At 62.6% G+C, this 15,096-nt stretch carries 15 protein-coding genes; 11 read left to right on the top strand and 4 right to left on the bottom strand.

Annotation, left to right across the window (positions count from 1 at the left end; genetic code table 11):
• Window positions 1–47: 47 nt before the first annotated feature.
• The 5 genes from VEJ16_14340 (at window position 48) to VEJ16_14320 (ending at window position 5,466) form a co-directional block, all read left to right on the top strand.
• Entirely contained in the window at window positions 48–923 is an 876-nt protein-coding gene (locus VEJ16_14340; GenBank protein ID HYB10842.1) for a branched-chain amino acid ABC transporter permease, read from the top strand.
• Window positions 920–2,722, top strand: a complete 1,803-nt coding sequence (locus VEJ16_14335; protein ID HYB10841.1) for a branched-chain amino acid ABC transporter ATP-binding protein/permease — start codon at window positions 920–922, stop codon at window positions 2,720–2,722. The genes VEJ16_14340 and VEJ16_14335 overlap by 4 nt, the downstream gene beginning before the upstream one ends.
• Window positions 2,709–3,443, top strand: a complete 735-nt coding sequence (locus VEJ16_14330) for an ABC transporter ATP-binding protein (protein HYB10840.1) — start codon at window positions 2,709–2,711, stop codon at window positions 3,441–3,443. Before VEJ16_14335 ends, VEJ16_14330 begins: the two co-directional genes overlap by 14 nt.
• 112 nt (window positions 3,444–3,555) lie before the next feature.
• Complete coding sequence (locus tag VEJ16_14325; GenBank protein HYB10839.1) at window positions 3,556–4,560, top strand: ketosteroid isomerase-related protein; 1,005 nt, start codon at window positions 3,556–3,558, stop codon at window positions 4,558–4,560.
• 6 nt (window positions 4,561–4,566) lie between these two features.
• A complete protein-coding gene (locus VEJ16_14320) occupies window positions 4,567–5,466 on the top strand; it encodes a carbon-nitrogen hydrolase family protein (GenBank protein HYB10838.1) in 900 nt (299 codons plus the stop codon).
• A 17-nt stretch (window positions 5,467–5,483) separates the two neighbouring features.
• Here VEJ16_14320 and VEJ16_14315 read toward each other — a convergent pair whose 3' ends face one another.
• Window positions 5,484–5,981 (bottom strand): hypothetical protein, encoded by a 498-nt coding sequence (locus VEJ16_14315; protein HYB10837.1) that lies wholly within the window; start codon window positions 5,979–5,981, stop codon window positions 5,484–5,486.
• Window positions 5,978–6,598: a response regulator gene (locus tag VEJ16_14310; protein ID HYB10836.1), complete on the bottom strand. Its 621-nt coding sequence runs from the start codon at window positions 6,596–6,598 to the stop codon at window positions 5,978–5,980. The genes VEJ16_14315 and VEJ16_14310 overlap by 4 nt, the downstream gene beginning before the upstream one ends.
• Before the next feature lie 395 nt (window positions 6,599–6,993).
• On the opposite strand from VEJ16_14310, the gene VEJ16_14305 reads away from it, so the two are divergent.
• The 5 genes from VEJ16_14305 (at window position 6,994) to VEJ16_14285 (ending at window position 11,044) form a co-directional block, all read left to right on the top strand.
• On the top strand, window positions 6,994–7,260 hold the full coding sequence (locus VEJ16_14305; GenBank protein ID HYB10835.1) for a DUF2282 domain-containing protein: 267 nt from the start codon (window positions 6,994–6,996) through the stop codon (window positions 7,258–7,260).
• 31 nt (window positions 7,261–7,291) lie between these two features.
• Window positions 7,292–8,161 carry a DUF692 domain-containing protein gene (locus tag VEJ16_14300; protein HYB10834.1) on the top strand — a complete coding sequence of 290 codons (870 nt, stop codon included), beginning with the start codon at window positions 7,292–7,294 and terminating at the stop codon, window positions 8,159–8,161.
• A complete protein-coding gene (locus tag VEJ16_14295) occupies window positions 8,145–8,951 on the top strand; it encodes a DNA-binding domain-containing protein (protein HYB10833.1) in 807 nt (268 codons plus the stop codon). The genes VEJ16_14300 and VEJ16_14295 overlap by 17 nt, the downstream gene beginning before the upstream one ends.
• A complete protein-coding gene (locus VEJ16_14290) occupies window positions 8,948–9,424 on the top strand; it encodes a DoxX family protein (GenBank protein ID HYB10832.1) in 477 nt (158 codons plus the stop codon). Before VEJ16_14295 ends, VEJ16_14290 begins: the two co-directional genes overlap by 4 nt.
• Before the next feature lie 363 nt (window positions 9,425–9,787).
• Window positions 9,788–11,044 carry a branched-chain amino acid ABC transporter substrate-binding protein gene (locus VEJ16_14285; protein ID HYB10831.1) on the top strand — a complete coding sequence of 419 codons (1,257 nt, stop codon included), beginning with the start codon at window positions 9,788–9,790 and terminating at the stop codon, window positions 11,042–11,044.
• Window positions 11,045–11,137: 93 nt separating this feature from the next.
• On the opposite strand, the gene VEJ16_14280 is transcribed toward VEJ16_14285, so the two are convergent.
• Both VEJ16_14280 and VEJ16_14275 read right to left on the bottom strand, forming a co-directional pair.
• A complete protein-coding gene (locus VEJ16_14280) occupies window positions 11,138–12,175 on the bottom strand; it encodes a GntG family PLP-dependent aldolase (GenBank protein HYB10830.1) in 1,038 nt (345 codons plus the stop codon).
• Between the two features lie 282 nt (window positions 12,176–12,457).
• Window positions 12,458–13,690, bottom strand: coding sequence for a cytochrome P450 (locus tag VEJ16_14275; GenBank protein HYB10829.1), 1,233 nt, complete (start codon window positions 13,688–13,690; stop codon window positions 12,458–12,460).
• A 749-nt stretch (window positions 13,691–14,439) separates the two neighbouring features.
• On the opposite strand from VEJ16_14275, the gene VEJ16_14270 reads away from it, so the two are divergent.
• Window positions 14,440–15,063, top strand: a complete 624-nt coding sequence (locus tag VEJ16_14270; GenBank protein ID HYB10828.1) for a glutathione S-transferase N-terminal domain-containing protein — start codon at window positions 14,440–14,442, stop codon at window positions 15,061–15,063.
• Window positions 15,064–15,096: the final 33 nt, after the last annotated feature.

The following is a 15,096-nucleotide window of genomic DNA, read 5'->3' as shown; positions in this document are numbered from 1 at the left end:
GATCGGGCCGGGTCCGAAGCGCCGCCCGAAAACAATTCGGAGTATCGATGGGCTTTGCACTCCAGCTTCTGTTCACCGGCATCGGTGTAGGCAGCATTTATGCCCTCGTGGCACTTGGCTTCGTGCTGATCTACAGAACGACGAACGTCGTCAACTTCGCCCAAGGCGATTTTGCGATGCTGGGCGCTTTCGGGATGGTGGTACTCGCGATCGACCTTGGGCTTCCGTACTGGCTGAGCATCGTGATCACGCTCGCGGCCCTCGTCTTGTTCGGCGCGCTCTTCAATTTCTGCGTTTACTATCCCTTGCGAAATCGCAGCTTTCTTCCAGTTATCATCAGCACGATTGGCGCGTCGATCTTTCTCGAGAACGGTGTACTCGCGGCCTACGGCCCGCATCCGCAAAGCCTGCCTGGCATGTTCGCGAGTCAAGGCTTCAATATCGGGGAGGTCTTTTTCGACAGCCAGTATCTTCTTATCCTCGCTGTAACGATCGCAATGGTGGCGCTGCAATACCTATTCTTCGAGCGCACCTTGCTCGGCAAGAAAATGCAGGCGACGTCCCAGGACAAGGAGATGGCGAGCCTCCTCGGCATTCCCGTCGCCTCGATGATCGTGCTCACGTTCGTCTACAGCGCGGTACTCGGCGGGCTTGCGGGCGTGCTGGTGGCGCCGATTCTCTTCGTCTCGGTGGGCATGGGCTCATCCATCGCGCTCAAAGCCTTCGCCGCAAGCATCATCGGCGGCTTCGGTAACGTAACCGGCGCCATTGTCGGTGGCCTCTCGCTCGGTGTCGTCGAAACGTTCGGGGCGGCCTATCTCTCGGTTCCCTACAAGGACGCCTTCGCCTTCCTCGTGCTGTTCGTGTTCCTGCTGTTCCGCCCGCAGGGAATCTTCGGCGAGAAGATCGCGGAAAAGGCATGACGGCCGGCCAAGCCACGGCGGCTGCAAGCACGCGCACTTCGGCGGGTAAGCACCCGCTCGGCGGCGTTACGTACCTTGCGATTGCGGTCGTCGCCGTCGGTTTTGCGCATTTCACGCCACTTCCGGCCTATTGGCTGAATCTGTTGATGCAGGCCTCGACTTACGCGATCGCCGTCCTCGGCCTTACCATCGTGCTCGGCTATGGCGGGCAGATCAATCTCGCTCAGGCGGCATTCTTCGGCCTGGGGGCCTACAGCGTAGCGCTCGGCACCACGACGTTTGCGCTGCCATTCTTCCCCTCGCTCGTCGTCGGGATCGGCCTCGCGGCACTGGCGGGAGCGATTCTCGGGCTCACCTCGCTTCGCCTCGGCGGCCATTACCTCGCGATGGTAACGATCAGTTTCCAGACCATCATGGCGCTCGTGCTGACGAACTGGGTTTCGCTCACGCGCGGACCCGACGGTGTTACCGGCATCAAGCGTCCCGTGCTCTTCCACAATTATTTCGCCCCGAGCGCGCATTATCTTGCCGTCTCCATCGCCATCCTGTTCATCGTGGGTTATTTCGTTTGGCATCTCAGGAAGACCAAGCTCGGCCGCGCCATGCAGGCCGTGCGCGACAACGAGCTTGCGGCGGGCGTGGTTGGGGTCAACACCTACCGGGTCAAGGTCGTCGCCTTTACGCTCTCGGCCCTGCTCGGCGGGATCGGTGGCGGCCTTTTTGCGGGCGGCTTCGCCTATATCAGCCCCGATCAATTCACGTTCAACGAGTCCGTCGTCTTCCTTACCATGGTGCTTTTGGGCGGCTCGCGTTCGCCCGCCGGGACGGTGCTGGGTACCGGCCTTCTGATCCTCCTGCCGGAATGGTTGCGTTTTCTCAAGACCATATACCTTGCGGTTTACGGCTGCGCCGTCATCCTCATCATGGTCTTCATGCCGGCGGGGATTTGGGGCTTCGCGACAGCACTCTGGCGCAAGCTGAATCCGGTCAGGCCGATCCGTCCTGGAGCGATCCCACCCTTGCCGCTGACCGAGGAAACCGGCCGGGCGGACGGATCGACGATCCTGGAGGTAACAGGTCTTGCCAAGTATTTTGGCGGCCTGAAGGCAGTCGATGGCGTCGGACTTGCGGTCAAGCGCAACGCCGTGCATGCGCTCATCGGACCGAACGGCTCGGGCAAAACGACGATGCTCAACGTATTGAGCGGCATCTACCGGCCGACGAAGGGTGTCGTCATTCTCGAGGGCCTCGATATCACCAATCTCGCACCTCATGAGCGGGCGGGCCACGGCATGGGCCGAACCTTCCAGAATATTCGTCTGTTCGGCGCCATGACCGTGCTCGACAACGTCATGGTCGGGGCCGAGCGGCCGAATCACAGGGTCGCGGGCAAGACCGCGGGACTCGAGCATCACGCACTCGCAGCACTCGACTTCGTGGGCCTTGTGGATCGCGCGCACCTGCAGGTCGCAAGCCTCTCCTACGGACACCAGCGGCTCGTCGAAATCGCGCGCGCCCTCGCCGGTACGCCGAAGCTCCTCCTGCTCGACGAGCCGGGTGCAGGGCTCAACCACGTCGAGAAGGCGGAACTGGTCAGCCTGCTCAAGCGCCTCAAGGGCCACGGTCTCACGATCTTCATCATCGACCACGACATGAATCTCGTGGAGCAGGTCGCCGAGCACATTACGGTGCTCAATTTCGGCCGGTGCATCGCGGACGGGTCGCCGTCCGACGTATTGCGCGATCCCGAGGTGGTCGCCGCATATCTTGGAGAGGTGCGGGCGAATGCCGCTACTTGAACTTCACGAGGCCGTCTCGGCCTATGGAAAGGTCGAAGCGCTCAAAGGCCTCTCGCTTCATGTCGATGAAGGCGAGATCGTCGCCCTGCTTGGCGCCAACGGGGCCGGCAAGAGTACGACGCTTCGCACGATCTCCGGCCTCATGAAACCCCAATCGGGCAGCATTCTTTTCCACGGCCGGCCGATCGGCGGGCTTTCGCCCGAAGCAATCGTGAAGCTCGGCATCGCCCACGTGCCGGAGGGAAGGCGCGTCTTTCCGGGCCTGACGGTGTGGGAGAATATCGTCCTCGGCGCCTCCAATCGTCGCAAGGTAACCCGGCGCGACATCGATGCGGACGTCGGACGTATGTTCGCCATCTTCCCGGAACTCAAGAAATTCGAAAAAGCGCTCGGCTGGACGCTCTCGGGCGGTCAGCAGCAGATGGTGGCGATCGCACGTGGCCTGATGTCGAGGCCGAAGCTCCTCCTCCTCGACGAACCCTCCCTTGGCTTGGCCCCCCTCATCGTGCAACAGGTCTACAAAGTGATCGCCGAAATTCGCAAGGAGGGTACGACAGTCCTGCTCGTTGAGCAAAACGCCCACATGGCGCTCTCGGTTGCCGACCGGGGCTACGTGCTCGAGACCGGACGCCTCGTCGCCGAGGGCAAGCCCGAAGCGCTTTGGAGCAATGACGACGTGCGCGCTGCCTATCTCGGCGGCCGGACCGCGGGTGCCGGCTGAGCGGCTTGGTTGGCGCTTGTCCTCTATTCTCTTTTGCCCTAGTGGTGGCGTTCGCGGAGGTTGCGCAGATTGGGGTCGACGGCGCCTGCATGCTGCCTGTGACGGAAAAACGATGACGACCGAGGATCTCATTCGCGCGTATTATGCGGCCTTCAATCGTCGCGATGTCGAAGGCTTTTTAGCCCTCCTTGCCGAGGAGGTTATGCATGACGTCAACCAGGGCGGGCGTCAGGTCGGCAAGGGCGCATTCCGCCGCTTTCTCGATCGCATGAATGAACGCTATGAGGAGCGCATTGTCGATCTCGTGGTCACGACGGGCGTTGACGGCGCCCATGCTGCCGCGGAGTTCACGGTACTCGGACGATATTTAAAGACCGACGACGGCTTGCCGCCGGCACGGGGCCAACGTTACCGTCTTGCCGCCGGGGCCTTCTTCGAGGTGCGGGACGGCAAGGTGGCGCGGATCACCAACACGTACAACGTCCGGAATTGGATAAGCCAAGTGTGCGAGCCCGCAAGTGTGGTCGCCGGTATCCGCGTCGAGCGGCTCACGCGAGACGGCTTTGCGAAATCGCTTCCTGGCCTCGCGCGTTTGCGAATGACCGTGTTCCGGGATTTTCCGTATCTCTACGAGGGCGACGAGGCCTACGAGACACGTTACGTCGAGACTTATGCCAAAAGCCCGGACAGCGTCATTGTCGCCGCCTTCGATGGGGATAATCTAATCGGGGCCGCGACCGGCGCACCGCTCGAGCATGAGCACGAATATATTAAGGCCCCGTTCCACGCCGCAGGCTTCGACGCATCGAAAATCTTCTATTTCGGGGAGTCCGTACTTTTGCCGACCTATCGCAACCGCGGGATCGGCGTTGCCTTCTTCGAGCATCGGGAAGCCCATGCCCGCGTGCTTCAGCGCTTCGATCGGGTGGTCTTCTGTGCCGTCACCCGGTCGGCCGATCATCCCAAACGGCCGAGCGATTATGCCCCGCTCGATGGCTTCTGGCGAAACCGCGGCTATCGCCCCCTTGCGGGCATCGAAAGCGTCTTTTCATGGCGTGATATCGGCGACAACGTACCAACCGAAAAGCCGATGCGCTTTTGGATCAGGGAGATCTAGCCAGCCATGCGCATCGCCGCGGCACAGTACCCGATCGAGCTTTTGGCAAGCTGGGACGCCTATCGCATGAAGCTCGAAAGCTGGGTCGGCGAGGCCGCCGGCAACGGCGCTGAACTCCTTCTCTTTCCCGAATACGGTGGAATGGAACTTGCCTCCCTCCTTGATGAGAATTCGCGGGGCGATCTCAAGGCATCGATCGAAGGAATGAAGCAGTTCGTCGAGCCCTTCTTGGAACTGCACGCCGAGCTCGCCCGACGGTATGGCGTTCACATCGCCGCCGCGAGCCTGCCGGTCGGCAACTCTGTCGGACAATTTCACAACGTGACGCACCTCTTTTCGCCCGACGGCCCATACAGCAGCCAGGAGAAGATCGTCATGACGCGCTTCGAGCGCGAGCTTTGGGGTATCGAGGGCGGAAATCGTCTTCGCCTCTTCGAGACGGACCTCGGACCGATCGGAATCGCGATCTGCTATGACGTGGAGTTTCCGCTTCTTGTGCACCGCCTGTGCGATTCCGGCGCACGCCTGATCCTGGTGCCGAGCTGCACGGACGCCGTCGCGGGCTACAGCCGCGTTAACATTGCCTGCCGGGCCCGTGCCATCGAGAACCAGTGCTACGTGGCGATGGCGCCGACGGTCGGCGAGGCGCCGTGGTCTCCCGCGGTCGACGTCAATGTGGGTGCTGCCGGCGTTTATGCGCCACCCGATCGTGGGCTCCCGGATACAGGGATCATCGCCGAGGGTGCGCTCAACGGTGCACAGTGGCTCTACGCCGATATCGATTTCACGCATACGGAGCGGGTACGAAGGGACGGGCAGGTGCTCAACAGCCGCGATTGGGCCGAGCAGGAAGGACTCGGACGCGCCGAGAGAGTTCAGCTTAGCCGAGCGGTCAAAAGCGCCTGATCCCGCGATCTTCCTGCTTATTCCACGGCAACTTTGTCGATAACGCCCTTGAGCCCCGCGATGAGTTCGCCCCCATAGGCGCCGCCGTCGCCCGTGATGTTCTTTTCAATCAGCAGCGTAAGCGCCCGGACATGGGTCTCGAGCGCCTCAAGCGCCAACCGGGTGCTTGCATCCGTTGCGACGAGCCGTTCGGCGAGAGTCGAGAGTGAATCGGCGACCGCGGTCACGATCGGATAGCCGAACGTGGTGGCGTGGCTCCTGAGGTCGTCGGCCTTGCGGCGAATGTCGTCGAGCAGCTTGAGGTTGGAAGACGGCGCGTAGGTGAACCGCGCGAAGAGCGCCTTTAGCTCGTCGAGATCCTTTCGCCGCTCGTCCTGGTAACGCGTTGTGTGTTTCGCAATAGCGGCCAGGCCCGCACGCACCATTTCATCGGGTGTCAGGCCGCCCGGCTTCGCCGCCCGTTCCGCGAGTCGATTCGGCATGTCGATAATCTCGACACTGGTCGCCGCATTCATGTCGTGGCTCCTGTCCCCTGATCAGCCCTTGCCGGCGTCGCCGTTTCGGGCAAAATTTCCGAAACGTCGGCGGCGGAGAGATTTTTCTTTGGCCCGCTGCCGGCACTTGAGCCAGCCACCGTTTCGCTCGACGTTGCGTTCGCCGCCGCGTTTCCACGCCGCTCCGGCCCGTCGATCGGTACGACGCGCCTGCGCCGATCCGGTCCGAAGTAATCGCCATGCCGGATGAAGGGGCGCGGATGGTCGATGATATGGGTAAGCCGCGCCAGGAGAAGAACCGGCGAGATGGGCTTGGCGAGAAATTCCGTGACACCGGCATCCCGCGCGCGGGTCACATGGGCCATATCGGCATGGGCCGTCAACATGACGATCGGCACGTAGGGATCCGAACTGGCGGGGTCGCGACGAATGTGCCGTGTGAGTTCGAGACCGTCCATCTTCGACGAGGGGCCCAGGTCCCAGTCGCTGATGATGAAGTCGACGCGCTTTGCCTTGAGGGTCTCGAGTGCTTCTTCCGACGACCCGCATACGACTATCTCGCCGAACCGGAATGTCCTGCAAATGTCGCGCACGAGTTTTTGCGCGAAAACGTTGTCCTCCACGATGAGCACCGACATCGCGCTGAAATTGTATCGAGGATTCTGGGGCGGCAACGGGGGCATCTCAATACAAGCCCTTCTTTCAAATCCAGGACGGCAGTGTGCGCGACATTGGTGTACCAGATGTTAACGATGCCTTACTGCGGGAGGGGGCGGCCAAGCCTGGTGTGGCGAATCCGAAACTCGCCCACGGTCCCACACCCGGATGTGGCGAATTTCGGATTCATAGCCACGCCAGCGCGAAAATCTGGACGCCTCACGGCCTTACACATGAGCGTGAGGTCACCGCTTGCTGATGAGTTCGTGAGCGGTCCCGCACCTAGATTGCGGATGGTGCCGGCGCGCATTACCTCCCCTCGGGTCGACTCGAGCGGAGAATGCGGCCGGGAACTGGTCAAGTTCAGGAGGTTCACATGAAAAGCTCGCTTTTGATCGCATCCGCCGTCGCGGCGACCGTTGCCTTGCCGCTTCTCGCCAACGCGGGCCCCGCACCCGCACCGTCGTTCCAGGCGGAGAAATGCTACGGCGTCGCCGCCGCCGGCAAGAACGACTGCGGTGCAACCGGTGTGCATTCCTGCGCCGGTGAAGCCAAGGTTTCCAACGACCCCAAATCCTGGATCTATGTGCCCGTCGGCACTTGCTCCAAGATCCAGGGTGCGAGCCTGACCCCGAAGGCGTAACATCGGGCGCTGCCGAAGGCGGGATGGGGCGATGGATCGGGCGGATGGCATGGGCAAGACGATCGCGACGAAAGTCGGCGTGGGCTTGCGCGCGCCGCACCTGACCGAAATCCTGACCACCCACCCGCCTGTCGGCTGGCTCGAGGTTCATCCGGAGAACTACATGGGCGGGGGACCGGCACGCGCCCGTCTCCTAGCGGTGCGCGAGCATTACCCCTTGAGCCTCCACGGCGTCGGCCTATCGCTCGGCAGTGCCGAGGGTGTCGACCGTACGCATCTGGGGCACCTCAAGGCACTCGTGGCCGAGACGGAGCCTTTCGCCGTCTCCGAGCATCTTTCGTGGAGCGTGAACGAGGGGATTTACCTCAACGATCTCCTCCCCCTCCCCTACACGGAGGAGACCCTCGACGTCGTAAGCCGCAACGTAGCCATCGTCCAGGAATCTCTTGGCCGAGCGATTCTCGTCGAGAATCCTTCCGCCTATCTACGCTTCAGCACCTCATCGATTCCCGAGCCCGAGTTCCTCGCAGCACTTGCGCGACGGACTGGCTGCGGCCTTCTCTGCGACGTGAACAACGTCTACGTGAGTGCCGTCAACTTCGGCCTCGACGCCGCGGCGTATCTCAAGCGAATTCCGCGCGACATCGTGGGCGAAATTCACCTCGCCGGACATTTTAAGACCGAGCGCAGGGGCCGGCCGCTTCTTATCGACGATCACGGCGCTGCCGTGTGCGACGAGGTATGGGCGCTTTACAGCCAAGCAGTCGACCGCTTCGGCATGGTGCCGAGCCTCATCGAGTGGGACAAGAATTTGCCGGCCCTCCCCGAACTCCTTGCCGAGGCAAGGAAAGCCGGGAAGATCGCTGCATCCGCGCTGCTCGCAAATGTCGACGCTCGGTAAAGTTCAACGCAACTTCCGCGACGCCATTCTCAATGACGCGGAGGATGGTATTGCCGGGCTCATCCTCGACGACGGGCTCACGCCGGCCGAGCGGCTTGCCGTCTATCGCAACAATGTCATGGCGTCGCTCACGGCCGCACTCAAGGAAACATTCCCGGTCATCTGCCGTCTCGTCGATGAACGCTTCTTCGATTACGCCGCCCATGAGTTCATCAGGAGCCGGCCGCCGCAACAACCGTGCTTGACGACCTATGGCGCCGACTTTCCGGCGTTCCTCGGAAAATTCCCGCCCTGCGTTGAGCTTGTCTACCTCGCCGACACGGCGCGGCTCGAGTGGCTCATGCATGAAGCGGCGACTGCCGCGGAGGCGGCACCCTTGGCGCCGAGCGCCCTTGGCGCTTTCGCGCCCGAGGATACGGGGCGCCTCGTTTTTCATTTGCACCCTTCGATCCGCCACCTCGCCTCGCCCTGGCCGATCGATCGTATCTGGCGCGAGAACCAAGCGGACGCCGAGGGCGAAGGATCGATCGATATCGGCGCGGGTGGAGTCCGCCTCGAGCTTCGCCGGCGCGGTATGGATGTGGTTTATCGCCGGCTCGCTCCCGCGTCATTCGCGTTCCGCCGCGCGCTCGCGCGCGGCGAGACTCTCGAACGGGCATTCGAGCTGGCATCTGGCGAAGATGGCACGCCCCCATTCGATCTCGCCGCGGCACTTGCCGAACTTTTCCGCGATGAGGCCGTGGTTGGACTTGCAATTGCGTCGGCCGAATGGATGGAGCGTAAATCGTGAATGACCGGAGTGCCGTCTTGCCCGTGAAATTCGGTTGGCGTGAGCGCGCGGGATCAATTCTCACGGCATTGGAGCGGTTCCCGCTGTGGGCCTTTCAGCTTCTTTTCCGGCTTTGCGTCGGCGGTGTCTTCTGGAGTTCGGGACTGACGAAGATCGCGAGCTGGCAGACCACGGTGGCGCTTTTCCGCGACGAGTACAAAGTGCCCCTTCTGCCGCCCGAACTCGCCGCAACGCTTGCGGCCTCGGTCGAACTTTCGACGCCGGTCTTGCTTGTCATCGGCCTCGGCACGAGGCTCGCGACGTTGCCGATGCTCGCCATGACCTTCGTGATCGAGGTTCTCGTCTATCCCGAGGATTGGAATGAGCACTTGATTTGGACATCGATGCTCCTTTTCATCCTCACGCGCGGCCCCGGCCTGATCTCGCTCGACCACTTGATCGCGAAGTACCTCCTCGGGCGCACGACCGCCTAGTGTGGCGGATTTGAAGTTCCTAGCATTTTGGTGGCATCCGCGTTTAGGAACTTCAAACCCGAATACCACACGAGATACAATATATTCCTCGTGTGGCTGTGAATCCGAAATTCGCTCCCGGGCCCGCACCCAGATGTGGCGAATTTCGGATTCGCCACACTAGTCTCTCCAACCGACGCACGGGCGAAGATGCTCTTCAACTGCAGGGCATCAACGGGCCTCGGATTCTCGTGACATGGCATGTTATAAATTAGAATCGCCTTCGATTTTCGGAGGCGCCAAAACTCACGCGCACGTCGGCCTGCGGGGGCGCCACGTACGATCACGGGATCCGTTCACCGACGCGAGGGGGGAGGAAATCACATGACCCGTTCCATCTGCTGGAACCGTTTGGCGGTTGCGATCGCCACGTCTGCAATGTCGGCCGCATTCGGCTTATTCGCCCCAGCGGGGGCCGCCGATAAGACCGTCGCGATCGGCATCGAGCTTCCGCTCACGGGAGGGGACGCCGAATTGGCGACGACGATGAAAGATGGCGCGATGCTCGCCATTGACGACGCGAACGCCGCAGGCGGGGTGGCGGGCTACAAGCTCGATGCGGCTGTGCTCGACAGCGGTACTGCGACCACGGGACAATACGATCCAGCCCAGGCCGCCGTGAACGCGCGCAAGTTAGCGTCCGACTCGAAAGTCGTCGCGATCGTCGGTCCGGCCACGAGCGGCGAGGCCAAGGCGATGCTCCCGATCCTGTCGGAGGCAAACCTTGCGGCGATCACGATGTCTGCGACGAATCCGGACCTCACCGATCCGAAATTCGCAGGACAATTTCGCCCGAAGGGCAAGGCGGTCTTTTTTCGCATGGTCGCGACCGACGCCTATCAGGGCCCGAACATGGCCAACTACTTCAAGGACGTTCTTCACGTGAAGTCGGTCTACGTGCTCGACGATGGCGGCGCCTACGGCGTCGGCCTTGCCGACGCTTTCGAGGGTCAGGCCAAGAAGATCGGGATCAAAGTCCTGGGCCGCGACCAGCTCAACCCGAAGGAGGCCGACTACACGACCGTATTGACGAAGATCAAGGGAATGGGGCCGGACGGCCTCTATGTCGGCGGCAACGCCGTCGCGACGGTCAAGCTTGCGAAGCAGGCCTACGAGGTCATTCCCAATGCGGTCAAGGGCGGAGGAGACGGTCTGGTCGGCGGAGACTTTCTCAAGGGTGTCGGCTTTCCGGCGGCGGATGGATGGTATGCAACGGTTCCCTCGCCTCACGTAACGGACGATCCGGCTATTCAGGAATGGGCCAATCGCTTTACGGCCCGCTACAAAAAGCCCCCGGAGGACTACTCGATCACGTCCCATGACGCCGCATTCGTGATCATCGACGCCATTAAGCGCGTTGCGGCAAGCGGCAAGGAGGTGAACCGCGACACCGTGCGTGACGCCATCCAGTCGACGAACCTCAAGACCTTGCAGGGCGAGGTCGCGTTCGACGCGAACGGGGACATGGTGACCAAGGTGATCAGCGCCTACCAGGTGAAGCACGATCCGAAATACCCGGACGGGGATGTGACCCACCAATTCAAGTATGTGGGTGTCACGCCGGCTTCGGCGTCGAACTGACTGTTTGGAGTCATCCGGTCCGAAAGGTCGGGCGCCGAAAGTCCGGGCATCGTGCGTGATCGGTGCCGTGCCCGGATCGGACGCGGGGTCCGTTCAGTGCTGCTCGATCACGCGCGCGAGTAGATCGGCGGCCCGGCTGCAATGTTCGCGGCTCACGTCCAGGTGCGTTACAGCCCGGACCGTGCGGGGGGCGAGTGCCGCGATCAACACTCCCTCTGCCTTGGCGCGGGAGACGACGTTCGCGGCGTCGGGAGCGCCTTCCTCCAGTCGGAAGACGACGATGTTCGTCTGAACCGTCGATTTATCGATGCGCACGCCGCGGACATCCGCCAATCGCTCGGCCAAAAGGCGTGCATTGGCGTGGTCGTCCGCGATTCGGGCGAGATTCCGATCGAGCGCATAGAGGCCCGCGGCTGCGAGAATGCCCACTTGCCGCATCGCACCACCGAACATGCCTCGCGCGCGCACCGCGCGGGGCATGTCGAGTGCGCGGCCGGCCAGCACGCTGCCGGCAGGGCAGCCGAGCGCCTTCGAGAGCGACACGGAGACCATATCGAAAGGTTCGGCAAGCTCACCGGGTGTGAGATCGGTCGCCGCGGCGGCGTTGAAGAGCCGCGCCCCGTCGAGGTAGCTGCGCACCCCTAGGTGTGCCGCCGCCTGACAGACCGCAAGCGAGTCCTGATGGGGAAAGACAATGCCCCCGCCTCGATTGTGCGTGTTTTCGAGAGCCACCAGTGCCGTCGAGGGTATGACGACGTGTCCCGGGGCCTTGTAAGTCGCGAGGAAATCAGCGGCTGTGAAGGTCCCGCCCGAACCGGCAACGGTGAATTGCACGCCCGAATTGACCGCCGCGGCACCCAGCTCGTGCCATGCAACGTGAGCCTCTTGGCCAACGACCACGTCGTCGCCGGGCCTCGTCAGCACCCGGAGGGCGACCTGATTCGCCATGGTACCGCTCGGTAGGAAAAGGGCCGCTTCCTTGCCGAGAAGTTCCGCAATACGGTCCTGCAGCCGATTGACCGAGGGGTCCTCGCGGTACATGTCGTCGCCGACCTCGGCGGTCGCCATTGCGCGCCGCATACCGTCCGAGGGCTTGGTCACGGTGTCGGAGCGAAGGTCGATACGATCCACGGCGTACCTCCTCCTCCCGATCTTCGCACGCCGCACCGTGACTTGCCATCAACGAATGACGATTCTGGGTCCTGCTTAGCCCGCCTGGCCGAAGCGACGCGAGTTCGCGGGGTATGTGAAGGATCACGCATCCCCACATTGCCGCAGATTTCATTTTTTGAAGGCGCCATTGCGGCCGGCGCTGAGCGGAGGGCTCAACCCCAGGGCTCCGTGCGTTCCTGTCGCCGCCACGGCGAAAAGTGTTGATTCGTTCGCGTTGAACGGCCCGCCGCAAAGGGCGCTTCAGCGACGCTCGAGGCGCATTGACAGGCCATCGCGAGGCCGGATCAGGACGATGCCGACCGGCACCGGCTCCGGGCCGGGTGCCGGTCGAAGACGGAAGCGTTGCGCCACCGTCGCCAGCACCAATACCGCCTCCTGGATCGCGAAACCAGCACCGATGCAGGCGCGCGGGCCAACGCTGAAGGGAATGTACGCGAACCTGCGTCGCTCCTTTGCACGATCCGGCGAAAAGCGCTCGGGATCGAACTCGCGCGGCCGGTCCCACAATTTCTCGTGCCGGTGCAGGACCCACGGAGAGATCATCACCGTCGAGCCCTTCGGCACTTTATGGCCCATGACCTCGTCGTCCTCGAGCGCTTCGCGCGGGATTATGTTGGCGCCGGGAAGTATGCGCATCGCCTCCTCGATGACCATGCGCGTGTAACGCAACGTGCCGATATCGCCATAGGATGGCGGACGGCCGCCAAGCACGGTCGCCAGCTCCGCGTGCAGCTTGGCTTCGACCGCAGGGTGCTGTGCTAGAAGGTGGAACGTCCAGCCGAGCGCATTCGCCGTCGTTTCGTGACCCGCCGAGAAGAACGTCGCGATTTGATCGCGCAGCTCATCATCGTCCCCGGCACCGTCGCCGTCGCGTGCCGCGAGAAGGTAAGCAAGCATGTCATCGGCCGGTCCGCCGGCGCGCCGCCGCCTTGCGATGATCCCGAAGACGATCCGGTCGAGAAGCGCTCTCGCACCCGCCATCTCCGGCGGCTGCTTGCGCTCGATCCAGCGCGACAGGCCGATCATATCGGCAAGTGCCGGCCGGCTGCTGAAATTGTCGAAATTCAGGAACGCGGTGCGAAGCTCGCCCGCATGGCCGCGTATGTTGATCGAGAACAACGTTCGCGTCACGATCTGGAGCGTCAGCGCTCCAAGCGCCACCGCGAGATCGACGACCGCACCCTCCGGTTCGCGATCCCACTTTGCCAATAGCTCGTTCGTCGCCGCCACGATCTGGGGTGCAAAGCTTTCGAGCCGCTTCGGCTGGAATGTCGGCGCCACCGTCCGTCTCTGCCGGCGCCAGGTCTCGCCTTCACTGCTGATCATTCCGCGGCCGAGCGGCTTGAGGAGCTCGCGCACAAGCGAACTCTTGACGTAATTGTCAAATCGGTCGACGAGGACGTGCCTGACCGCCTCGGGGCAGTTGCATACCAGGATGCGCCGCAGCATGAAGCGCGCGGGGAAAAAATCCACTCGGTACGCCTTTTCCGGCCACGCCGTGGCCAGATTCCGTCGCATTCGCCAGGAGAGATCGTTAACGCCGAGCACTTCCCTCGCCTCTATTTGTCACGCACCGCCCGCGGCACCCCTCGCGGGCCCGGCGGGTTTCGTTAGCACATGGGCTCGATGTCCGCGCAGGGACATTTCGACGCACGGTCCTCGCAGTGCGGCCCGCCGATCAGCTGTGAATTTCATATGGGATCCCAGCGAGCCTACAATGCAAAAATCCTTGTTATGGCCAGCCCAAATGCCTTTGAAAAAACGTTTGGTAGGGGCATGACCGATCGGCACGCGTCGCTATCGCCACAACAAGGTCCACCTTCTATACGCATCCCCCGCTCGCAACCCTCGCTTATCGGGCGACAATCCCGGGCGACACGCGAGCCAAATCGGACGCTCGACACCTTGAAAACCTCGGCCGGCAGATCGTTCGAAGGGACATTGGTAGGGTCGAGGGCGAAGCACCCCCGACCTTCGTATGGCGAGCGCGACACTCTCCGTGCCGAGCGACGGCCCCCCATCCCGGAGCCCTAGGAATATTGGCCTTTTAGCCGGCGCAACATACAGGGACACGGGGTCGCGGAAAAGCCTATTTTGGCCCCGTGCGGGGTCAAATATCCGCAAGGCAGCCGTCCGAGCGATATACAATCTGCCCTGAGCTTGCCTTGGCGATGGTCTCCCGGCGCGCCAATTAATTCATGCGAGCGACGGAGGATTTGGCGATGATTCTGGTCGGGCAATACGACTCGCCATACGTGCGCCGCGTTGCAATATCGCTCCGCGTCCTCGGGTTCAGCTATGAACACGACACGCGATCGGTATTCGCCGATTTCGAGGCCATGCGGCGGATCAACCCTCTCGGCCGCATCCCGTCGCTCATACTGGCGGATGGGGAAACGCTTATCGATTCGGCGGCCATTTTGGATTGGCTAGACGAGGGCGTCGGCCCCTCCCGCGCCCTCCTTCCTCGAACGGGTGCCGAGCGACGGCGGGCCCTGCGCCACATTGCTCTTGCGACAGGTACGATCGACAAGATCGGTGCGGCCACTTATGAACGGCTGATCCGGCCATCGGCCTATCGCTGGCCCGAGTGGATCGCGCGCTGCCTCACGCAAGGGTCGGGTGCCATCGCCGAACTCGCCGCCGAACCCTGGCCAGAGGGCGCGCACCTCGACCAGGCGCAGATCACAACGGCCTGCATGATCCGTTACGTCCGCATGGTCGATCCCGAACGGCTACAGGTTGGACGCTTTCCAACCCTCGACGCCCTATCGGAGCGCTGCGAGAGGCGGGCCGAATTTCAGGCGACGCATCCCTCGGATTACGCCGTGCCGCGAAGTGCCTGAGATATGACAGATGCCGCCGGCATGAAGTCAACC

Source organism: Alphaproteobacteria bacterium, assembly GCA_035625915.1.
Lineage (GTDB): Bacteria > Pseudomonadota > Alphaproteobacteria > JACZXZ01 > JACZXZ01 > DATDHA01.
The sequence above is the reverse complement of the archived record's forward strand: the minus strand, read 5'-3'. Positions and strand labels throughout refer to the sequence as shown.

What these genes read in the sequence shown, in the direction of transcription:
- VEJ16_14315 (HYB10837.1), bottom strand. Translation starts at nt 5,981, where the DNA reads ATGAATGCGGCGACCAGTGTCGAGATTATCGACATGCCGAATCGACTC.
- VEJ16_14305 (HYB10835.1), top strand. Translation starts at nt 6,994, where the DNA reads ATGAAAAGCTCGCTTTTGATCGCATCCGCCGTCGCGGCGACCGTTGCC.
- VEJ16_14330 (HYB10840.1), top strand. Translation starts at nt 2,709, where the DNA reads ATGCCGCTACTTGAACTTCACGAGGCCGTCTCGGCCTATGGAAAGGTC.
- VEJ16_14335 (HYB10841.1), top strand. Translation starts at nt 920, where the DNA reads ATGACGGCCGGCCAAGCCACGGCGGCTGCAAGCACGCGCACTTCGGCG.
- VEJ16_14300 (HYB10834.1), top strand. Translation starts at nt 7,292, where the DNA reads ATGGATCGGGCGGATGGCATGGGCAAGACGATCGCGACGAAAGTCGGC.
- VEJ16_14325 (HYB10839.1), top strand. Translation starts at nt 3,556, where the DNA reads ATGACGACCGAGGATCTCATTCGCGCGTATTATGCGGCCTTCAATCGT.
- VEJ16_14320 (HYB10838.1), top strand. Translation starts at nt 4,567, where the DNA reads ATGCGCATCGCCGCGGCACAGTACCCGATCGAGCTTTTGGCAAGCTGG.
- VEJ16_14285 (HYB10831.1), top strand. Translation starts at nt 9,788, where the DNA reads ATGACCCGTTCCATCTGCTGGAACCGTTTGGCGGTTGCGATCGCCACG.
- VEJ16_14310 (HYB10836.1), bottom strand. Translation starts at nt 6,598, where the DNA reads ATGTCGGTGCTCATCGTGGAGGACAACGTTTTCGCGCAAAAACTCGTG.
- VEJ16_14295 (HYB10833.1), top strand. Translation starts at nt 8,145, where the DNA reads ATGTCGACGCTCGGTAAAGTTCAACGCAACTTCCGCGACGCCATTCTC.
- VEJ16_14270 (HYB10828.1), top strand. Translation starts at nt 14,440, where the DNA reads ATGATTCTGGTCGGGCAATACGACTCGCCATACGTGCGCCGCGTTGCA.
- VEJ16_14340 (HYB10842.1), top strand. Translation starts at nt 48, where the DNA reads ATGGGCTTTGCACTCCAGCTTCTGTTCACCGGCATCGGTGTAGGCAGC.